Source organism: Nostocoides jenkinsii Ben 74 (genome assembly GCF_001046875.1).
Lineage (GTDB): Bacteria > Actinomycetota > Actinomycetes > Actinomycetales > Dermatophilaceae > Nostocoides_A > Nostocoides_A jenkinsii.
Window position 1 is genome coordinate 1,493,459 of the sequence record NZ_HF571038.1, and the last position, 13,097, is coordinate 1,506,555.

The window sequence follows — 13,097 nt, forward strand, 5'->3', positions numbered from 1 at the left end:
GAGGTCTTTCGGATGGATGGCGTAGGAACCTCCGTCGTCGGGAGACCTGGACGTCCATCTGCGGACCGACGCGCCCGGCCGACCTACACCCTCATCTGGGAAGAGCCGGCTTGGGCCGGTCCGGCTATCGCCGTCGGCGTCGCCTCGCCCGCGTTGGCGGCTTCGTCGCAGCCCCCGGACATGACCACCACCGTCACCGTCGGCTCGACCACGATGCTGACCGGCACGTCGGTGCCCGTGACCTACACGATGACGAACAGCGGCGCGGCGCCAACGAACGGCCAGCCCCTGACCTACACCATCGACATCCCGACGACCGGCACACTGACGCTGGGCACGCTCCCGAGCGGGTGGAGGTTGACGGGCACCACTTCGTCGTCCTACACGCTGGTCTACACGGGCACCGTGGCCGCCGGGCAGTCCGCACCAGCGATCCCCGCGACCTACACCGCCGGGTCCACGGTCGGCACGGTTTCCTTGACGTCGGCCGTCTCCCCCGGCGCCGGCGGTGAACAGGTGACCACCAACAACGCCGCAGGCGCCACCATCACCGTGACGTGTGCACCGTGCACCTCCGCCAACGCCCCGACCTATCGGCTCGCCTCCGACTTCAGCGGCACGACCGCTCCTACGTGTGCCCGGTCACCGTCGGCAATACCTACACGAGCTACGCGAACGGCCAGACCATGGGCACCTCCACGGGATTCAGCAGGTGGACGGTGACCTACACGGTCAAGAACACGTCCGCGTCGACGATGTACAACGTGGCCTCCACATCCCGTACGCCGGCACAAGACAGGCGGACGCCACCTCGACATGCACGCCGATGACTCCCACCGGGATGGGAGCGGCGAGCACCGCGTATGCGCCGATCTACTGGTGGAAGGGACCGGACTCGACCTCCGGCTACCAAGTCGGCAGCTGCACGTGGGACAAGGGGCCCACGACGTTCTACGACCTCGGCGTGCAGCCAACGGGCACGACGACCATGGCCTTGCAGTCGAGCTCGTTGGTCCCCGCCACCGCCTCCGGCCCGGCGCAGATCAACGTCAACAAGGACGGCACCACCCGCTGGAACATGGCCCCGTCGGCAACGGCGGGCACGGCATACTTCTCGAACCCCACCGGAACCACCCTCGCGGCCGGAGCCACGGCAACGTTCACCTTCTATCTCTGGATGGAGGGCGAGTTCTGGACGGGCAGCTTCGGACAGTACGACGTCAACGACAACCTCATCGGTGCGGTTGTGACCGGCTCCACCTGCTGCGCCTACACCTGCTAACGACACCACCAACGTCAACGCGCCGGGACAGCGATGGTCCGGCGCGTTGCCATTCCCCGATTAGGGTGGATCGGTGCCGATCACCCTTGCCCACAGCGGGTCCGTCGCGACCATTCAGACCGACCGCCAAGAGCGCCGCAACGCCTTGAACGCCGAGAGTCTCGACGAGCTCGACGCAGCGGTCGCGACCGCCGTTGCGGGTGGTGCCCGCGCGCTGATCCTGACCGGTGCCGGCGGGCACTTTTGTGCCGGAGCCGATCTCGTCGAACTCGAGGATGTCGCCTTCACCCGTCACCTAGGCGACGTCTTGGCGCGGCTTGCGGAGCAACCAATTCTGACCGTCGCCGCGATCGCCGGGTCGTGCATGGGCCTGGGTATGCAGCTTGCCCTCGCCTGTGATGTCCGAGTCGTCGCCGACGATGCGAAGTTTGCCGTTCCCGTGGCGAAGCTCGGGCTGATGGTCGATCACTGGACGATCGATCGCTTGCGACGCTTCTGGGGCGAGGGCGCGGCGCGCCTGCTGACCATGACGGCGGCCGTTCTCGATGCCGAGGATGCGTGGCGACTCGGCTTCGCGCAGGCGCGCGGAGATCTCGCGGACGCACAGGCGTTGGCGGAAGCCGCCGTTTCCCTGGCCCCGCTCAGCCAGGCCGGCAGCAAGGTTGGCTTCGACGCATCGTCACCCGATGCCGTCGCCCGCTACGAGGCCGCCTTCGCCGTGGCCTGGGCGAGCGACGACGCGCGCGAGGGCCGGATCGCCTTCACCGAGCGACGCTCGCCGGCGTTCGAGGGACGCTGATGGCTCCCCATACGCACGAACCCACCGGGGACCTCGCCGACGCCAGCGTCCGCGTGGCTCGCCCGTCCGACGCGGCCGCGGTGGGCCAGGTGCAGGCCCAGGTTTTCATCGATACGTATGCCGCGCGCCTCCCCCCCGAGGTAAGCGCCGCCTTCGATCCCACCGCCTTCGCGAAGGCGTGGCGAGCCTCCCTGGAGTCGCCGCCGGAGGGCGCGCACCGACTCCTCGTCGCGCTGGCGGGCGCACAGGTGGTGGGCATCGCGGCATACGGTCCGAGTCAGGACCGGGACACCGGGCAGGCAACCGGCGAGATCACCCTGCTCGGGGTTCACCCCCTCGCCCGCCGTCAAGGGCACGGGTCACGCCTGCTCAACGCGTGCGTCGACCAGTTGCGCGATCTCGGCGCCGAGGATGTCACGCTCTGGCTGCCGGCCGATCTCGAGGAGATGCGTTCCTTCCTGCTCGCCTCGGGGATCGGGCCCGACGGCGCCTACCGGGATCGGATCGTCTCGCCCGACGGCGCCGTTCTGCGCGAAGTCCGCCTGCATGCCACCCTCAACTCCACGCCGGATGACGCAGCGGAGGAGCTGGGGAATGACGGTTGACGAGGCCCTGCCGGAGTCTCGACGCAAAGAGGTTGTCCGACAAGGCGTTTCCGTCGGCGTGGCGACGGGTTTGTATGGCGTGAGCTTCGGCGCGCTGTCCGTCGCCTCGGGCCTGTCCGTCCTGCAGACGCAGGCTCTCTCGTTGCTGATGTTCACGGGCGGCTCGCAGTTCGCCCTCGTCGGGATCATCGGGGCGGGGGGGTCGGGGACGTCTGCCATCGCGACGGCGTCGCTGCTTGGGATCCGCAACGGGCTCTATGCCCTGCAGGTCTCGCAATTCCTCAAGGCCCACGGGCCCAAGCGGATGCTCGCCGCCCACATCACGATTGATGAGTCGACGGCCGTCGGTATCGGGCAGGAGGAGCCCGCCGCGCAGCGGATCGGTTTCTGGGTCACCGGACTCGCGGTGCTGGCGGGCTGGAATCTGATGACCTTCGTCGGGGCGCTCGCGGGCAATGCACTCGGCGATCCGAAGACCTGGGGCCTCGATGCCGCGGCGGCGGGCGCCTTCTGCGCGCTGCTCTGGCCCCGGCTCGCGACGGGCGACGGCCGGGCCGCCGCCGTCTTGGCCGCCTTCATCGCCCTGCTGACCATCCCACTCGTCCCCGCCGGCATTCCGGTCATCCTGGCCGCCGTGGCCGCGGTCATTGTCGGCTGCATGGCGCACGGTCGTCACGAGCGCGGCGAGGACGGCCTCCCCGGAGCGGACCCGACGCCATGAATACCTGGACCACGGTGCTGGTCGCGTGCGCACTCGCCTTTGTCCTGAAGTTCTCGGGCTTCGTCGTACCCGCCCGCCTGCTGGAGGGGCCGCGGATCTCGCGTATCAGCGCGTTGCTCCCGGCGGCGCTGCTGTCCGGCCTGATCGTGACGCAGACGTTCGCGGGTTCCGACGGACGTATCGTCCTCGACGCCCGCCTTGCCGCGGTCGGCGTGGCCGGAATCCTGTTGTGGCGCAAGGCCAACTTCCTCGTCGTCGTCGGCGCTGCCGCGGCCACCGCCGCGCTGTTGCGCCTGGCGGGCTGGTCCTGACCGACCCGGCTGCTGGCCGGCTCAGGCCAGCCCGAGGTAGTGCTCTAAACCAACGGTGACCCCGGGATGGTCGCCGACCGCGCGCACGCCGGCGAGCACGCCGGGCATGAAGGACGACCTGTCGAAACTGTCGTGGCGGATGGTGAGCATCTCCCCCACCGCACCGAAGAGCACCTCCTGGTGCGCCACGAGTCCGCGCAACCGCACTGAATGCACCGGTATGCCGTGCTCTCGCCCCCCGCGCGCCCCGCCCGGATCCTGGGTGGTCGCGTCGGGCACCGGCCCGAGGCCGGCTTCGTCCCGGGCCGCCCCGATGAGGTCCGCCGTGCGCGCGGCGGTGCCGGACGGCGCGTCCACCTTGTTGGGGTGGTGCAACTCGATCACCTCGACCGACTCATAGAACCGGGCCGCCTGTTGCGCGAACGACATCATCAAGATGGCACCGATGGCGAAGTTGGGGGCGATGAGCACGCCGGTGCCGGGTTGCGCCGCAACGCTGTCGCGCAGGACGGACAATTTGTCTTCGCTCCAGCCGGTGGTCCCGACGACCACGTTGACGCCGCGGCCGACGCAGTGCTGCACGTTCGCGAGCGAGGCCGTCGGCACCGAGAACTCCACCACGACGTCAGCGCCGCCAAGGTCGCCGAGGTCGTCGCCGACATCGAAACGACCGACGAGGTCGAGGTCGGGCGCGTCGGTGACGGCGCGGCATACGGTCGCCCCCATGCGCCCGGCGGCACCGATGACGGCAACCTTGATGACATCGCTCATGCCGACCAGCCTATTGGTCCCCGATCTGGGTGGGCGGGGCTGTCAGGATGGTGGCCGCAGGAATCAGACCCTCAAGAACGGACCGATCGACGTGAGCACTCCGCCCCTGAACCCCAACCCCCAGCCGGGCCACACCCCACCGGCCGCGGGCGCGCCATACCCCGGCATGGGCTCGTCCGGGCTTGGTGGCGGCCAGGGACAGGTCACCAGCCCGGGCGGGTTCTTCAGCGCACTCTTCGACTTCTCGTTCACGCGCTTCATCACCCCGATGATCATCAAGTTTGTCTACATCCTGGCGACCGCCGCGATCGGGCTCGCCTATGTGTTCATGGTCGCCGTCACCATGAGTCAGAACCCGGCCGGCGGTTTGCTCCTGCTGATCCTCGGACCGGTCATCGCGATCATCTACCTGGCCTTCATCCGCATGACGCTGGAGATCTATCTCGCTGTGGTGCGGATGAGCGAGGACATCCACCAGCGGCTGCCACGGTCCTGACGCCGGTCAGGGGGTGAGCGCCCGGGCGAGCACGTCCCGGCCGGCGGCCACGTCACCCGTCCACGTCAGGCGGTCGCCGTCGATCCGCTTCCACAGGTGAAGGAGCACGTCGGCAGCCGGCCCGGTGATGCCGGCGACGGGCTCGGAACCATCACCGATGACGACATCACCGTCGGCATCGGTCGCCATCAGTCGCACCGACTGCGGCAGCTCCCCCAACGACCCGCGCGCCCGCATCCGCGGGACGAACACCTCTAGGATCTCGGCGACGCCGTCCCAGGCCAGCTCGGGTTCGAGGCTCGACGCCGTGCCGACGGCGGTTTCGGCATCCCAGGCGTGCACGAGATTCTCCTGCGCCTGCCGACGCAGCCAGAAGGCCAGCCGGTCGTGGCCGGGCTCCCGGCTGAAGCTCCATACAGGCGTCTCCGCATCGCGGTCAAGGGCCGCCAGGAGGTCGTTAGCTCCGACCCGGAACCAGTCCCGCAGCGCCGCCGGCTCGGCAGGTGCCGGCTCGCCGCTGCCGCGCCCATGCCCCTCGCGGATGGCGATCTCGACCCACCGGTGCACGCCGCCAAGGTGGTCGGTCAGGGCGCGCACGTCCCAGCCCGGGCAGCCGGTGACCGGCCGGGCAAGCAGGGTGGGCTCCCCAACACCGCGCTCGAGGACGGCGGCATAGCTGTCGACGGCGAGCGCCAGGGCGGCGCGGTGATCCAACGGCATACGGCCGATCCTGTCACTGATCGCGACCGCAAAAGCCCGCGGCGCGCGACCGACGACTTCACCTAGCCTGGCGCGATGAGCAGGTGGGAGCTGTATGACGATCCGCACCTCTTCGCCGAGGCAGCCCGCCCGTACCTGGCCGCGAACCCGCTGACCTGCACCGTCATCACCTCCATGGTCGATCGACTCCTGTCTGGGGAGGAGCTGCCCGCTCGGCTGAACGCCACGGCTCATTGGTTCGGCGTGCGCCGTGATGAGGGTGGTCAGGTCGAGGCCGTCGCCATGCGCTCGGGCGACTGGCCGCCCTACCTCCAAGCCGTCGATGCCGCGGCAGCGACGGAGTTGGCCGGCCTGGTCATCGACCGGGGCGAGCGACCCCACGGCGCCAACGGCTCACCCGCGGGCGCCCGGGCCTTCTGCGAGCGCCTGGTGCAGGAGTGGGGCGGCCGGATCGAGAGTCGGACGGGCACCCGACTGTTCCGACTCGAGGGCCTGCGGCCCCCGCAGGGCGTTCCCGGCCACCCCCGGCTCGCCGGTCCCGACGACATCGAGTTGCTCGCCGGCTGGGTCGAGGCTTTCCACGACGAAGCCGATCCCGGGACGCCGCACTCGACCCTGCCTCTCGAGGTGCGCTGCGAGGAGAGTCGGCAGAACGTGCGTGACCGGATGGCCACCGAAGGCCAGTGGGTCTGGGAGGACGGTGGCGAGGTGGTGTCGTGCGCGGCCACCCGGCCCGCGGCATACGGCTTCGCCCGCATCGGCCCCGTCTACACCCCACCCACTCGGCGGGGACGGGGGTATGCCGCGGGCGTCACCGCCGCGGTCTCGCAGGCCATTCTCGATGCCGGCGCCACCCCCTGCCTGTTCACCGACATAGCCAATCCCACGAGCAATGGCGTGTATCAACGCATCGGCTTCGTCTCCGTCGAGGACTCGGTGAACCTCATCGTCGTGGACGAGAGCCAGTTATCCCTGGCACCGTGAGGTAGGCCCCGCGAGGGGCTACAGTGGCGGCGCCCGGCCCGGCACCCTCTGGCCGGTGAAGGGACGGGACGTGAGCACTGTGATGCCGACGACTCCGTCTCCGTCGGCGGGAGTGCTCCGCCGCGACATCCAGGGGCTGCGCGCGGTCGCGGTGGTCGCCGTCATTGTCTTCCACCTCGGCGCACCCCTGCCTGGCGGCTTCGTCGGTGTCGACATCTTCTTCGTCGTGTCCGGATTCGTCATCACCGCCATGCTCATGCGCGAGTTGGACCGGACCGGACGAATCGACCTGCGCGCGTTCTATATCCGCCGATTCAAGCGGCTGACCCCGGCGCTCGCGCTGGTCATCGGGGTCACGGTGGCGGTGTCCTTGGTGCTGCTGTCACCCCTCGGTCCTGTGCAAAATGCCGCCGCGACGGGGTGGGGAGCCATCTTCCTGCTGGCAAACCTGGTGATTGACCGCACCACCGGGGGCTATTTCGACAAGCCCGCCGAGTCCAACCCGCTCCTGCATACGTGGTCACTCTCGGTGGAGGAGCAGTTCTATCTCGTCTTCCCGATGGCCCTCGCACTCGTATGGCGATTTTCGCGTCCGCAGTCCTGGCGTCCGGCTGCCATCACGGTCGTCGCGACGCTCGCCGTCGTGTCCTTCATCGCGGCCGTGATGGGATCACGGGGCGTCGATGTGTCGAACTCGGCGGTGCTCTCGGCGCTCAACTTCCTGCTCGGCTTCTACAGCCCACTGACGCGCGCCTTCGAGTTCGCCGCCGGCGCCCTCCTGGCTCTGTCGCTGTCCGCCGCGAGCACGGAACGCCTCACGGCCAGAACGACAACGGCCGCCGCGTGGTCCGGGCTGGCCCTCCTCGCCGGATCGTTCGTGGCCATCTCGGCGGACTCGCCCTTCCCCGGGGTCATCACCCTGCTCCCGGTCGCAGCGACCCTCTTGCTCATCCTGGCTGGGTCCGGCGCCACCCCAGCGCCCATCGTCACGCGACTGCTCGCCGGCAGTCCCGCTGTCTATGTCGGCGCACTCTCCTACTCGCTCTACCTCTGGCATTGGCCGTTCATCGTGCTGGTCGGCAGGCTCGTGCCCGGCTCGGCTACCGCCCGAACGTTGGCAGCGATCGTGAGCGTCGGCGCGGCATACGCCTCGTATCGCTGGGTGGAACAACCGATCCGGACCGGGAGGGTGCGACCCGGCCGGCCGTTGGCCAGGCTGGTCGCGGCGACGGCACTCCCCCCGCTCCTTCTTTCGGGCATCGCCTTGGGGGTTGCGCGCGCCGGCTACTGGTCGCCGACAGTCAAGGAGTTCCAGGCCGCCACCCTGACGCCGCATGTGGGTGAGCGCGCGGGTGGTGACACTTTCCTACCGTTGAGCAGGTCGTTGGCGCGGCGATGCGTCTGGAATGGCGCGCAGACAGGATCCCCGATCTATCTCGTCGGAGACTCCAATGGCAACCACTTCGGTGAGGCGGTGGTCGGTGCGGCGACCATTCTCGGGCGACCCGCCGTCATCTCCACGACGAGCAACTGCCCGTTCATCGACGGCTATCTCACCCGGCAGGGCACCGATTCGACTGTGGCAGAACGTTGTCATCGCCACGTCACGGAGAGCCTGCGCTATCTCACCGAGTCCGCCGTGCCCGGAGTCGTCGTCATCGCCAATGCCGATCACTACTGGACGAGCACCACGGTGGCGTTCGGAGCAACCCCCGCCCCCGCGCTGTCGAGCACCGAGAAAAAGCTTCAGCAGTGGCGCGTCGCCATGAGCGCCATGGTCACCCGGCTGCAACGCGCCGGCCATCAGGTCGCGCTGGTCCAAGCCATTCCCCACTGGAGCCAGCAGAACCGCTGGGACCCGGTCGACTGCTCGGCGGCGAGCCTCGTGCTCGTGCGTGGAGGCTGCGACGCGACGGTCTCGCTGGTGAGCAGCGAGCAGCAGGACGGAGCGACGCGGGCCGCCATCGCCTCATTGGCCGAGGCGGCCGGAGTGGGCGTTATTGACCCGGGACCGACAATGTGTCCCTCGGGGACGTGCTCGGTGCGCGGACCGGGCTTCATTCGATTGAGCGATTCCGGGCACATCTCCGCCCCGCAGAGCAGGGCCCTGGCCCCCTTATTCGCGGACGTCATCGGCCGGAGTCGCACCGGATAACTTAACGACATGACCGCCGCGGAGCCGGATGGCGATCGTTCGCGCGACTGGCCCGCGATCTGGCGCGGCGAGGCGTGGCGCGCCGAAGCGACGGCGTGGATCGAGGCTGAGCTGGGGCGCGCGGCATACCGCATCACGGGGGCGATCGACCAACCCCGGGTGCGCTTCTGGTCGACGCAGCTGACGGTTCCCACGGACCGAGGTCGAGTGTGGTTCAAGGAGAACAATCCGGCGCAGTCCTTCGAGGCACGGCTCGTCGACGTGCTGGCGCGCCTCGTGCCGGAGCGCGTGGTGACGCCGATCGCGATCGAGCCGGACCGCGGCTGGATGCTCAGCCAAGATCAAGGGGCAACCTTGCGGGAGGCGGCGACCGAGGGCGGCGATGGTTGGAGCCGCGTGCTGGCCGAGTTCGGTGCCCTGCAACGCGAGCTTGTGCCCCACCGAGACGACGTGCTGGCCGCTGGCCTCACCCGCATGTCGGTCGCGGAGACACCGGCGTATGTCGAGCGGCGGCTCGGTGAGCTGGCCAGCCTCCCCGCGGAGAACCTGCGCAGTGTTGGCGTCGAGGAGGCGGCGGCAGCCCGGGCTGCGTTGCCGGCACTGGTCGAAGCGTGCCGCGAGCTGGCGGCGAGCGGCATACCGGAATCGTTGCAGCACAACGACTTGCATGACGGCAACGCCTTCGCGGGGCAGCCCGGGCGGCCCCTGACGTTCTTCGATTTTGGGGACGCGCTGTGGTCGCATCCGCTGGCCGTCGTGAGTGTCCCGGTGATGTCCATGTGCGCGTCGCTCAAGGCGAGCGACGACGACCCGCGGGTGGCGCGTGCGGTCGATGCCTACGTGGAGAACTGGACAGATGTCAGCCCTTTGCGCGCAGTGCGCGCGCTGCTCCCCGCGGCGAAGCGAGTCGCGGCCGTCCACCGCGCCGTGTCGTGGCGTCGCTTGCTGGACGATGTCCCGCTCGCCGTCGTCGAACCCGAGTGGCAGGACGCCGAGAGTTGGTACATCCGGCAGGCCTGAACGGTCCGGCTGTTGGCGAAGGCGATCACGACAGCCGCAGAGCGCGAGCCGGGCAGAAGTCGACGGCCCGCTTGGCGGCCCGCGCGTCAACCCGGCCGGCGCTCTGGATGGGATAGCCCCATTCGTCGAGACGGATCGTCTCCGGGAGAAGCTGCGCGCAGATGCCGTGGCCGGAACAGCGGATGCGATCGACGCGGACATCGACGCTCGGATCAGGCGACATGACGTTCCTTCGGGTGAGTTGGGCAGTGGCCGAGCGCGTGCGCCGTAAGGTGGTCCGCGAGGACGGTGCGGGCCGAGGAGGCGAAGCGGGCGATCCCGTCCGGGAATCGGCAGGCGCCGCGGCCCGGCAACTCGGCGAGGCGCCGTTCGAGGCGGCTGTCAGCGGTCGACGCCTCAATGCCAGTGGCCAGGGCATGCCAATCCGTGGCAATGGCCGGCAGCCCGAACATGCAGGGTCCGCACTGTCGGGCACTCTCGCCGGCGGCATACGTGAGTAGGTGGTCGACAGTGTCCACGATGCACTCGCTCGGGTCGTGCACGGTTACCACGCCGGGTCCGACCGACCCGCCGAAGCGCGCGAGATCCGTTGAGCTCCACAGAAGTTCAGCGGCGGTGTCGCGGGGCAGCAGGATTCCGCCGAGCCCGCCGACGCCGACATACTCGGCATCCGTCGCGACCCCGACGTGATCCAGCAGGGCACAGATCGGCATCCCCGCTGCCGCCTCCAGGACCGCGGGGCGCGCGACAGCACCGCCGATCGCGACGAGCCGGGGGCCCGGCTCGGTGGCGGTGCCCTGGCTACGGAACCACCCGGGCCCGCGATCGGCGATCTGGGCCACGCGCCATACGGTCTCGGCGTTGAGCACGACCGTTGCCGGGATCGGGCGATCGTTGCCGTCGCGACCCTGCCCGCGCACGAAGGGGACCGTCTTGGTCAGCGGCCGGGCCAGCCCGCCCTGGGCGAGGGAGATGAGCGCGCTCTCCTCGGAAGAGACATACCGATTCGGTATGGCGAGCACGTCCACCCCCGCCCGCGTGAGCAACTCCAGCGTCCGCGATCCCCGCTTGGCGGCGACGCGCACCGGCCGGCCACCCGTGACCAGACGGGCCCCCTCGATCAGGGCGGGCAGGTGGTGCGCGACGACCCACCCGTCCTTCGCGGCCCCGACTTCGCCGTCGCAGGCATTGACGATGAGGGTGGCGCCGGACTCGTGGGCCGCGCGAACCTTGATGCCAGTGGCGAAGGCCGCCCCGCCACGACCGGTCAGGCCGGCCTCGTCAAGAAGATTGGCGAGACTCATGACCATTCCCCCTGCAGCGCACCGCGCCGGGCGTCGCGATCGGCATGCCCGGTGCTCAGGCGCCAGGCGATACCCGCCGCCCCGACTGCCCCGCAGGCGATGGTGATCGCGGTCAGGATGGTTTCGGCGGAGGTGGCCAGCATCAGGCCGTGGACGAGGGCGATGGGCCACATGGCGTAGGCACCCCAGTGCACCCGGCGCCAGAGCCGTTCCGGAATCCGTTGCCGCAGAAGAGAGGTCGCGACGACGGCGAGGACCAGATCGAAGGCCAGCGTCCCGAGCCCGACCCAGGCGGTGGAGTAGGCGGAGGTGAAGGGCACCAGTGCCGAGATCCAGTCGATGGAGACGTAGGTCTCGGCGATCGCGGTCGTGATGTGTACCCCGAGGAAGGCCACCATTCCCAGCGACAGCCAGCGGTGTAGGCCCATCAGAATCGTCGCGCGTTCGCCCACCGGCCGCCGCCGACCGGAGGTGACGACCCCCAGCAGCAGGACCGCAGTTAGCAGGGCGATCGAGGTGATGCCCGTGGCGCGGGAGAGATACCACAGCAGTTCGTTGCTCATCGGTCAGCCTCCGGCCAGCCTGGAGTTGTCATAACGGTCCCGTCGAGAGAGTCGAGCCGCGCCGGGATACCGTTGCGGCGCAACCAATCCGGCGCCTCGGGACCGAGGATGATGGCGGCGGTCGAGGCCGCATTGGCCTCCAGCGCGCTCGCGGCGGCACAGGTGACCTGTGCCCAGGGTGAGGCCGCCGTGCGGCCCGTGCGCGGGTCGACGATGTGGTGGCGGCGCTCGTCGGACACCCCGGTTGCCCAGGTGCGCTTCTGGGTCGAGGACGTGGCGAAGGCCTGCCCGGCGCCCGTGACTACCTGGAGAGGTGAGCCGCTGGCGGCTTCTATGCCGATCCGCCAGCCGCCCGCAGGCAGGTCGCCGGCAGTGGCGATGTCCCCTCCGAGATTGACCAGGAATCCTCCGGGGAAGCGGGCGGCCAGGCTGGCCGCGATCCGATCGGCGGCGGCCGCCTTGGCGCTCGCCCCGAGATCGATCACACACCCCATCGGCACCGTGACACGCCGGCTTGCCGGATCGAGGTCGATCCGCCGCCAGCCCGGGACGGACTCGACGTGCCGGGGGTGAGCCACGGCGGGACGACGTTGCACGAGAAGGAGATCCGCGTCATACCCACTCGCCGCGACGGCGGCACCCACTGTCGGGTCGACCAGCCCATCGGTCAGGCGAGCGGCCCGGAGCGCCTCGCCGAGATAGTGCACGAGCGTGGGTGAGGCAAAGACCCAGGCCGGGCCGTATGCCGCGCGCGCCGCCAGCCGGCTGACCTCGGAGTCCGGCCGGAACCGGGACGCGGCCAGGTCGAGCTGGGCGAGTTCTTCTCGCGCAATCGCCGTGGCGTCGATGAGCGTCGCCGGCTCGGTGACGTGGATGCGATGGGTGGTTCCGATGGCGTGAAAACGGGTTGAGGTGGGTTGGGCCTGCGGAGGTGCGACGGTTGTCATGGCGCGCTCACGAGCCCTTGGTGGCACTTTGGGCCTGGCCGTTGTTCGAGTTGACCGAGTTGACGCCGCTGAAGGACGAGTTGTTGTTCGTGGAGTTGCTGTCGGTCGTCGACGAGGAGGAGTCTGTCGTCGTCGTGGTGCCGGTAGTGGCTGTCGTGCCTGCCACGACCGAGGTGCCCTGGTCATCGGCGAGGTGCACCACGACGCCGCCGGTGGCAAGCGCTGCGGCGGCGATGGTGGCCACGGTGAGGGCGCGGGCCTTGGCGATGGCGGCGGGGGTCTTCATGGGGTACTCCTGGTCGGTGGTGCGGTGGTTTCGACATCCCCGACATTGCCGCCGCCACCTATGCGTCGGCTGTGCCTCGTCCATGACCTCCGTATGGCGTTTATGTCGCGCCTACCGACGAATGCAGGAAGGG

General features: G+C 69.6%; 17 protein-coding genes. 10 read left to right on the plus strand and 7 right to left on the minus strand.

The features are described from left to right. From BN13_RS06865 to BN13_RS06890, 6 genes are all read left to right on the plus strand, one after another. Positions 1–723: hypothetical protein (locus tag BN13_RS06865; protein WP_048545510.1), on the plus strand; the 723-nt coding region annotated here is incomplete at its 5' end. A gap of 103 nt (positions 724–826) precedes the next feature. Further along, positions 827–1,282 (plus strand): hypothetical protein, encoded by a 456-nt coding sequence (locus tag BN13_RS06870; RefSeq protein WP_157038481.1) that lies wholly within the window; start codon positions 827–829, stop codon positions 1,280–1,282. A 73-nt stretch (positions 1,283–1,355) separates the two neighbouring features. Beyond that, the gene (locus BN13_RS06875) at positions 1,356–2,081 is read left to right on the plus strand and encodes an enoyl-CoA hydratase-related protein (protein WP_048545512.1); all 726 of its coding nucleotides are present in this window, start codon (positions 1,356–1,358) and stop codon (positions 2,079–2,081) included. Next, positions 2,081–2,686 (plus strand): GNAT family N-acetyltransferase, encoded by a 606-nt coding sequence (locus tag BN13_RS06880; protein ID WP_048545514.1) that lies wholly within the window; start codon positions 2,081–2,083, stop codon positions 2,684–2,686. Before BN13_RS06875 ends, BN13_RS06880 begins: the two co-directional genes overlap by 1 nt. Further along, the gene (locus tag BN13_RS06885; protein WP_048545517.1) at positions 2,676–3,407 is read left to right on the plus strand and encodes an AzlC family ABC transporter permease; all 732 of its coding nucleotides are present in this window, start codon (positions 2,676–2,678) and stop codon (positions 3,405–3,407) included. Before BN13_RS06880 ends, BN13_RS06885 begins: the two co-directional genes overlap by 11 nt. Next, complete coding sequence (locus BN13_RS06890; RefSeq protein WP_048545519.1) at positions 3,404–3,718, plus strand: AzlD domain-containing protein; 315 nt, start codon at positions 3,404–3,406, stop codon at positions 3,716–3,718. Before BN13_RS06885 ends, BN13_RS06890 begins: the two co-directional genes overlap by 4 nt. A 21-nt stretch (positions 3,719–3,739) precedes the next feature. On the opposite strand, the gene dapB is transcribed toward BN13_RS06890, so the two are convergent. Continuing rightward, positions 3,740–4,489, minus strand: coding sequence for a 4-hydroxy-tetrahydrodipicolinate reductase (gene dapB / locus BN13_RS06895; RefSeq protein ID WP_048545521.1), 750 nt, complete (start codon positions 4,487–4,489; stop codon positions 3,740–3,742). A 91-nt stretch (positions 4,490–4,580) separates the two neighbouring features. Between dapB and BN13_RS06900 the strand changes: the two genes are divergently transcribed. Further along, positions 4,581–4,985 (plus strand): DUF4282 domain-containing protein, encoded by a 405-nt coding sequence (locus BN13_RS06900; RefSeq protein WP_162199929.1) that lies wholly within the window; start codon positions 4,581–4,583, stop codon positions 4,983–4,985. A 6-nt stretch (positions 4,986–4,991) separates the two neighbouring features. Here BN13_RS06900 and BN13_RS06905 read toward each other — a convergent pair whose 3' ends face one another. Continuing rightward, the gene (locus BN13_RS06905; RefSeq protein ID WP_048545524.1) at positions 4,992–5,705 is read right to left on the minus strand and encodes a maleylpyruvate isomerase family mycothiol-dependent enzyme; all 714 of its coding nucleotides are present in this window, start codon (positions 5,703–5,705) and stop codon (positions 4,992–4,994) included. Positions 5,706–5,780: 75 nt separating this feature from the next. Here BN13_RS06905 and BN13_RS06910 point away from each other — a divergent pair, with 75 nt between their 5' ends. From BN13_RS06910 to BN13_RS06920, 3 genes are all read left to right on the plus strand, one after another. Further along, entirely contained in the window at positions 5,781–6,689 is a 909-nt protein-coding gene (locus BN13_RS06910) for a GNAT family N-acetyltransferase (RefSeq protein ID WP_048545526.1), read from the plus strand. Positions 6,690–6,759: 70 nt separating this feature from the next. Then, positions 6,760–8,844, plus strand: coding sequence for an acyltransferase family protein (locus tag BN13_RS06915; protein ID WP_157038482.1), 2,085 nt, complete (start codon positions 6,760–6,762; stop codon positions 8,842–8,844). A 9-nt stretch (positions 8,845–8,853) separates the two neighbouring features. Beyond that, a complete protein-coding gene (locus BN13_RS06920; protein ID WP_048545530.1) occupies positions 8,854–9,864 on the plus strand; it encodes a phosphotransferase in 1,011 nt (336 codons plus the stop codon). A gap of 25 nt (positions 9,865–9,889) precedes the next feature. Here BN13_RS06920 and BN13_RS06925 read toward each other — a convergent pair whose 3' ends face one another. Genes BN13_RS06925 through BN13_RS06945 form a run of 5 tightly spaced genes read right to left on the minus strand, consistent with a single transcriptional unit; the run spans position 9,890 to position 12,964 of the window. Next, positions 9,890–10,087 (minus strand): ferredoxin, encoded by a 198-nt coding sequence (locus tag BN13_RS06925; protein ID WP_048545531.1) that lies wholly within the window; start codon positions 10,085–10,087, stop codon positions 9,890–9,892. Further along, positions 10,077–11,168, minus strand: coding sequence for an NADH-ubiquinone oxidoreductase-F iron-sulfur binding region domain-containing protein (locus BN13_RS06930; protein ID WP_048548958.1), 1,092 nt, complete (start codon positions 11,166–11,168; stop codon positions 10,077–10,079). The genes BN13_RS06925 and BN13_RS06930 overlap by 11 nt, the downstream gene beginning before the upstream one ends. Continuing rightward, complete coding sequence (locus BN13_RS06935) at positions 11,165–11,731, minus strand: ferric reductase-like transmembrane domain-containing protein (protein WP_048545533.1); 567 nt, start codon at positions 11,729–11,731, stop codon at positions 11,165–11,167. The genes BN13_RS06930 and BN13_RS06935 overlap by 4 nt, the downstream gene beginning before the upstream one ends. Continuing rightward, positions 11,728–12,678 carry an FAD:protein FMN transferase gene (locus BN13_RS06940; RefSeq protein WP_048545534.1) on the minus strand — a complete coding sequence of 317 codons (951 nt, stop codon included), beginning with the start codon at positions 12,676–12,678 and terminating at the stop codon, positions 11,728–11,730. The genes BN13_RS06935 and BN13_RS06940 overlap by 4 nt, the downstream gene beginning before the upstream one ends. 7 nt (positions 12,679–12,685) lie before the next feature. Further along, positions 12,686–12,964, minus strand: a complete 279-nt coding sequence (locus tag BN13_RS06945; RefSeq protein ID WP_048545536.1) for a hypothetical protein — start codon at positions 12,962–12,964, stop codon at positions 12,686–12,688. Between the last annotated feature and the right edge of the window lie 133 nt (positions 12,965–13,097).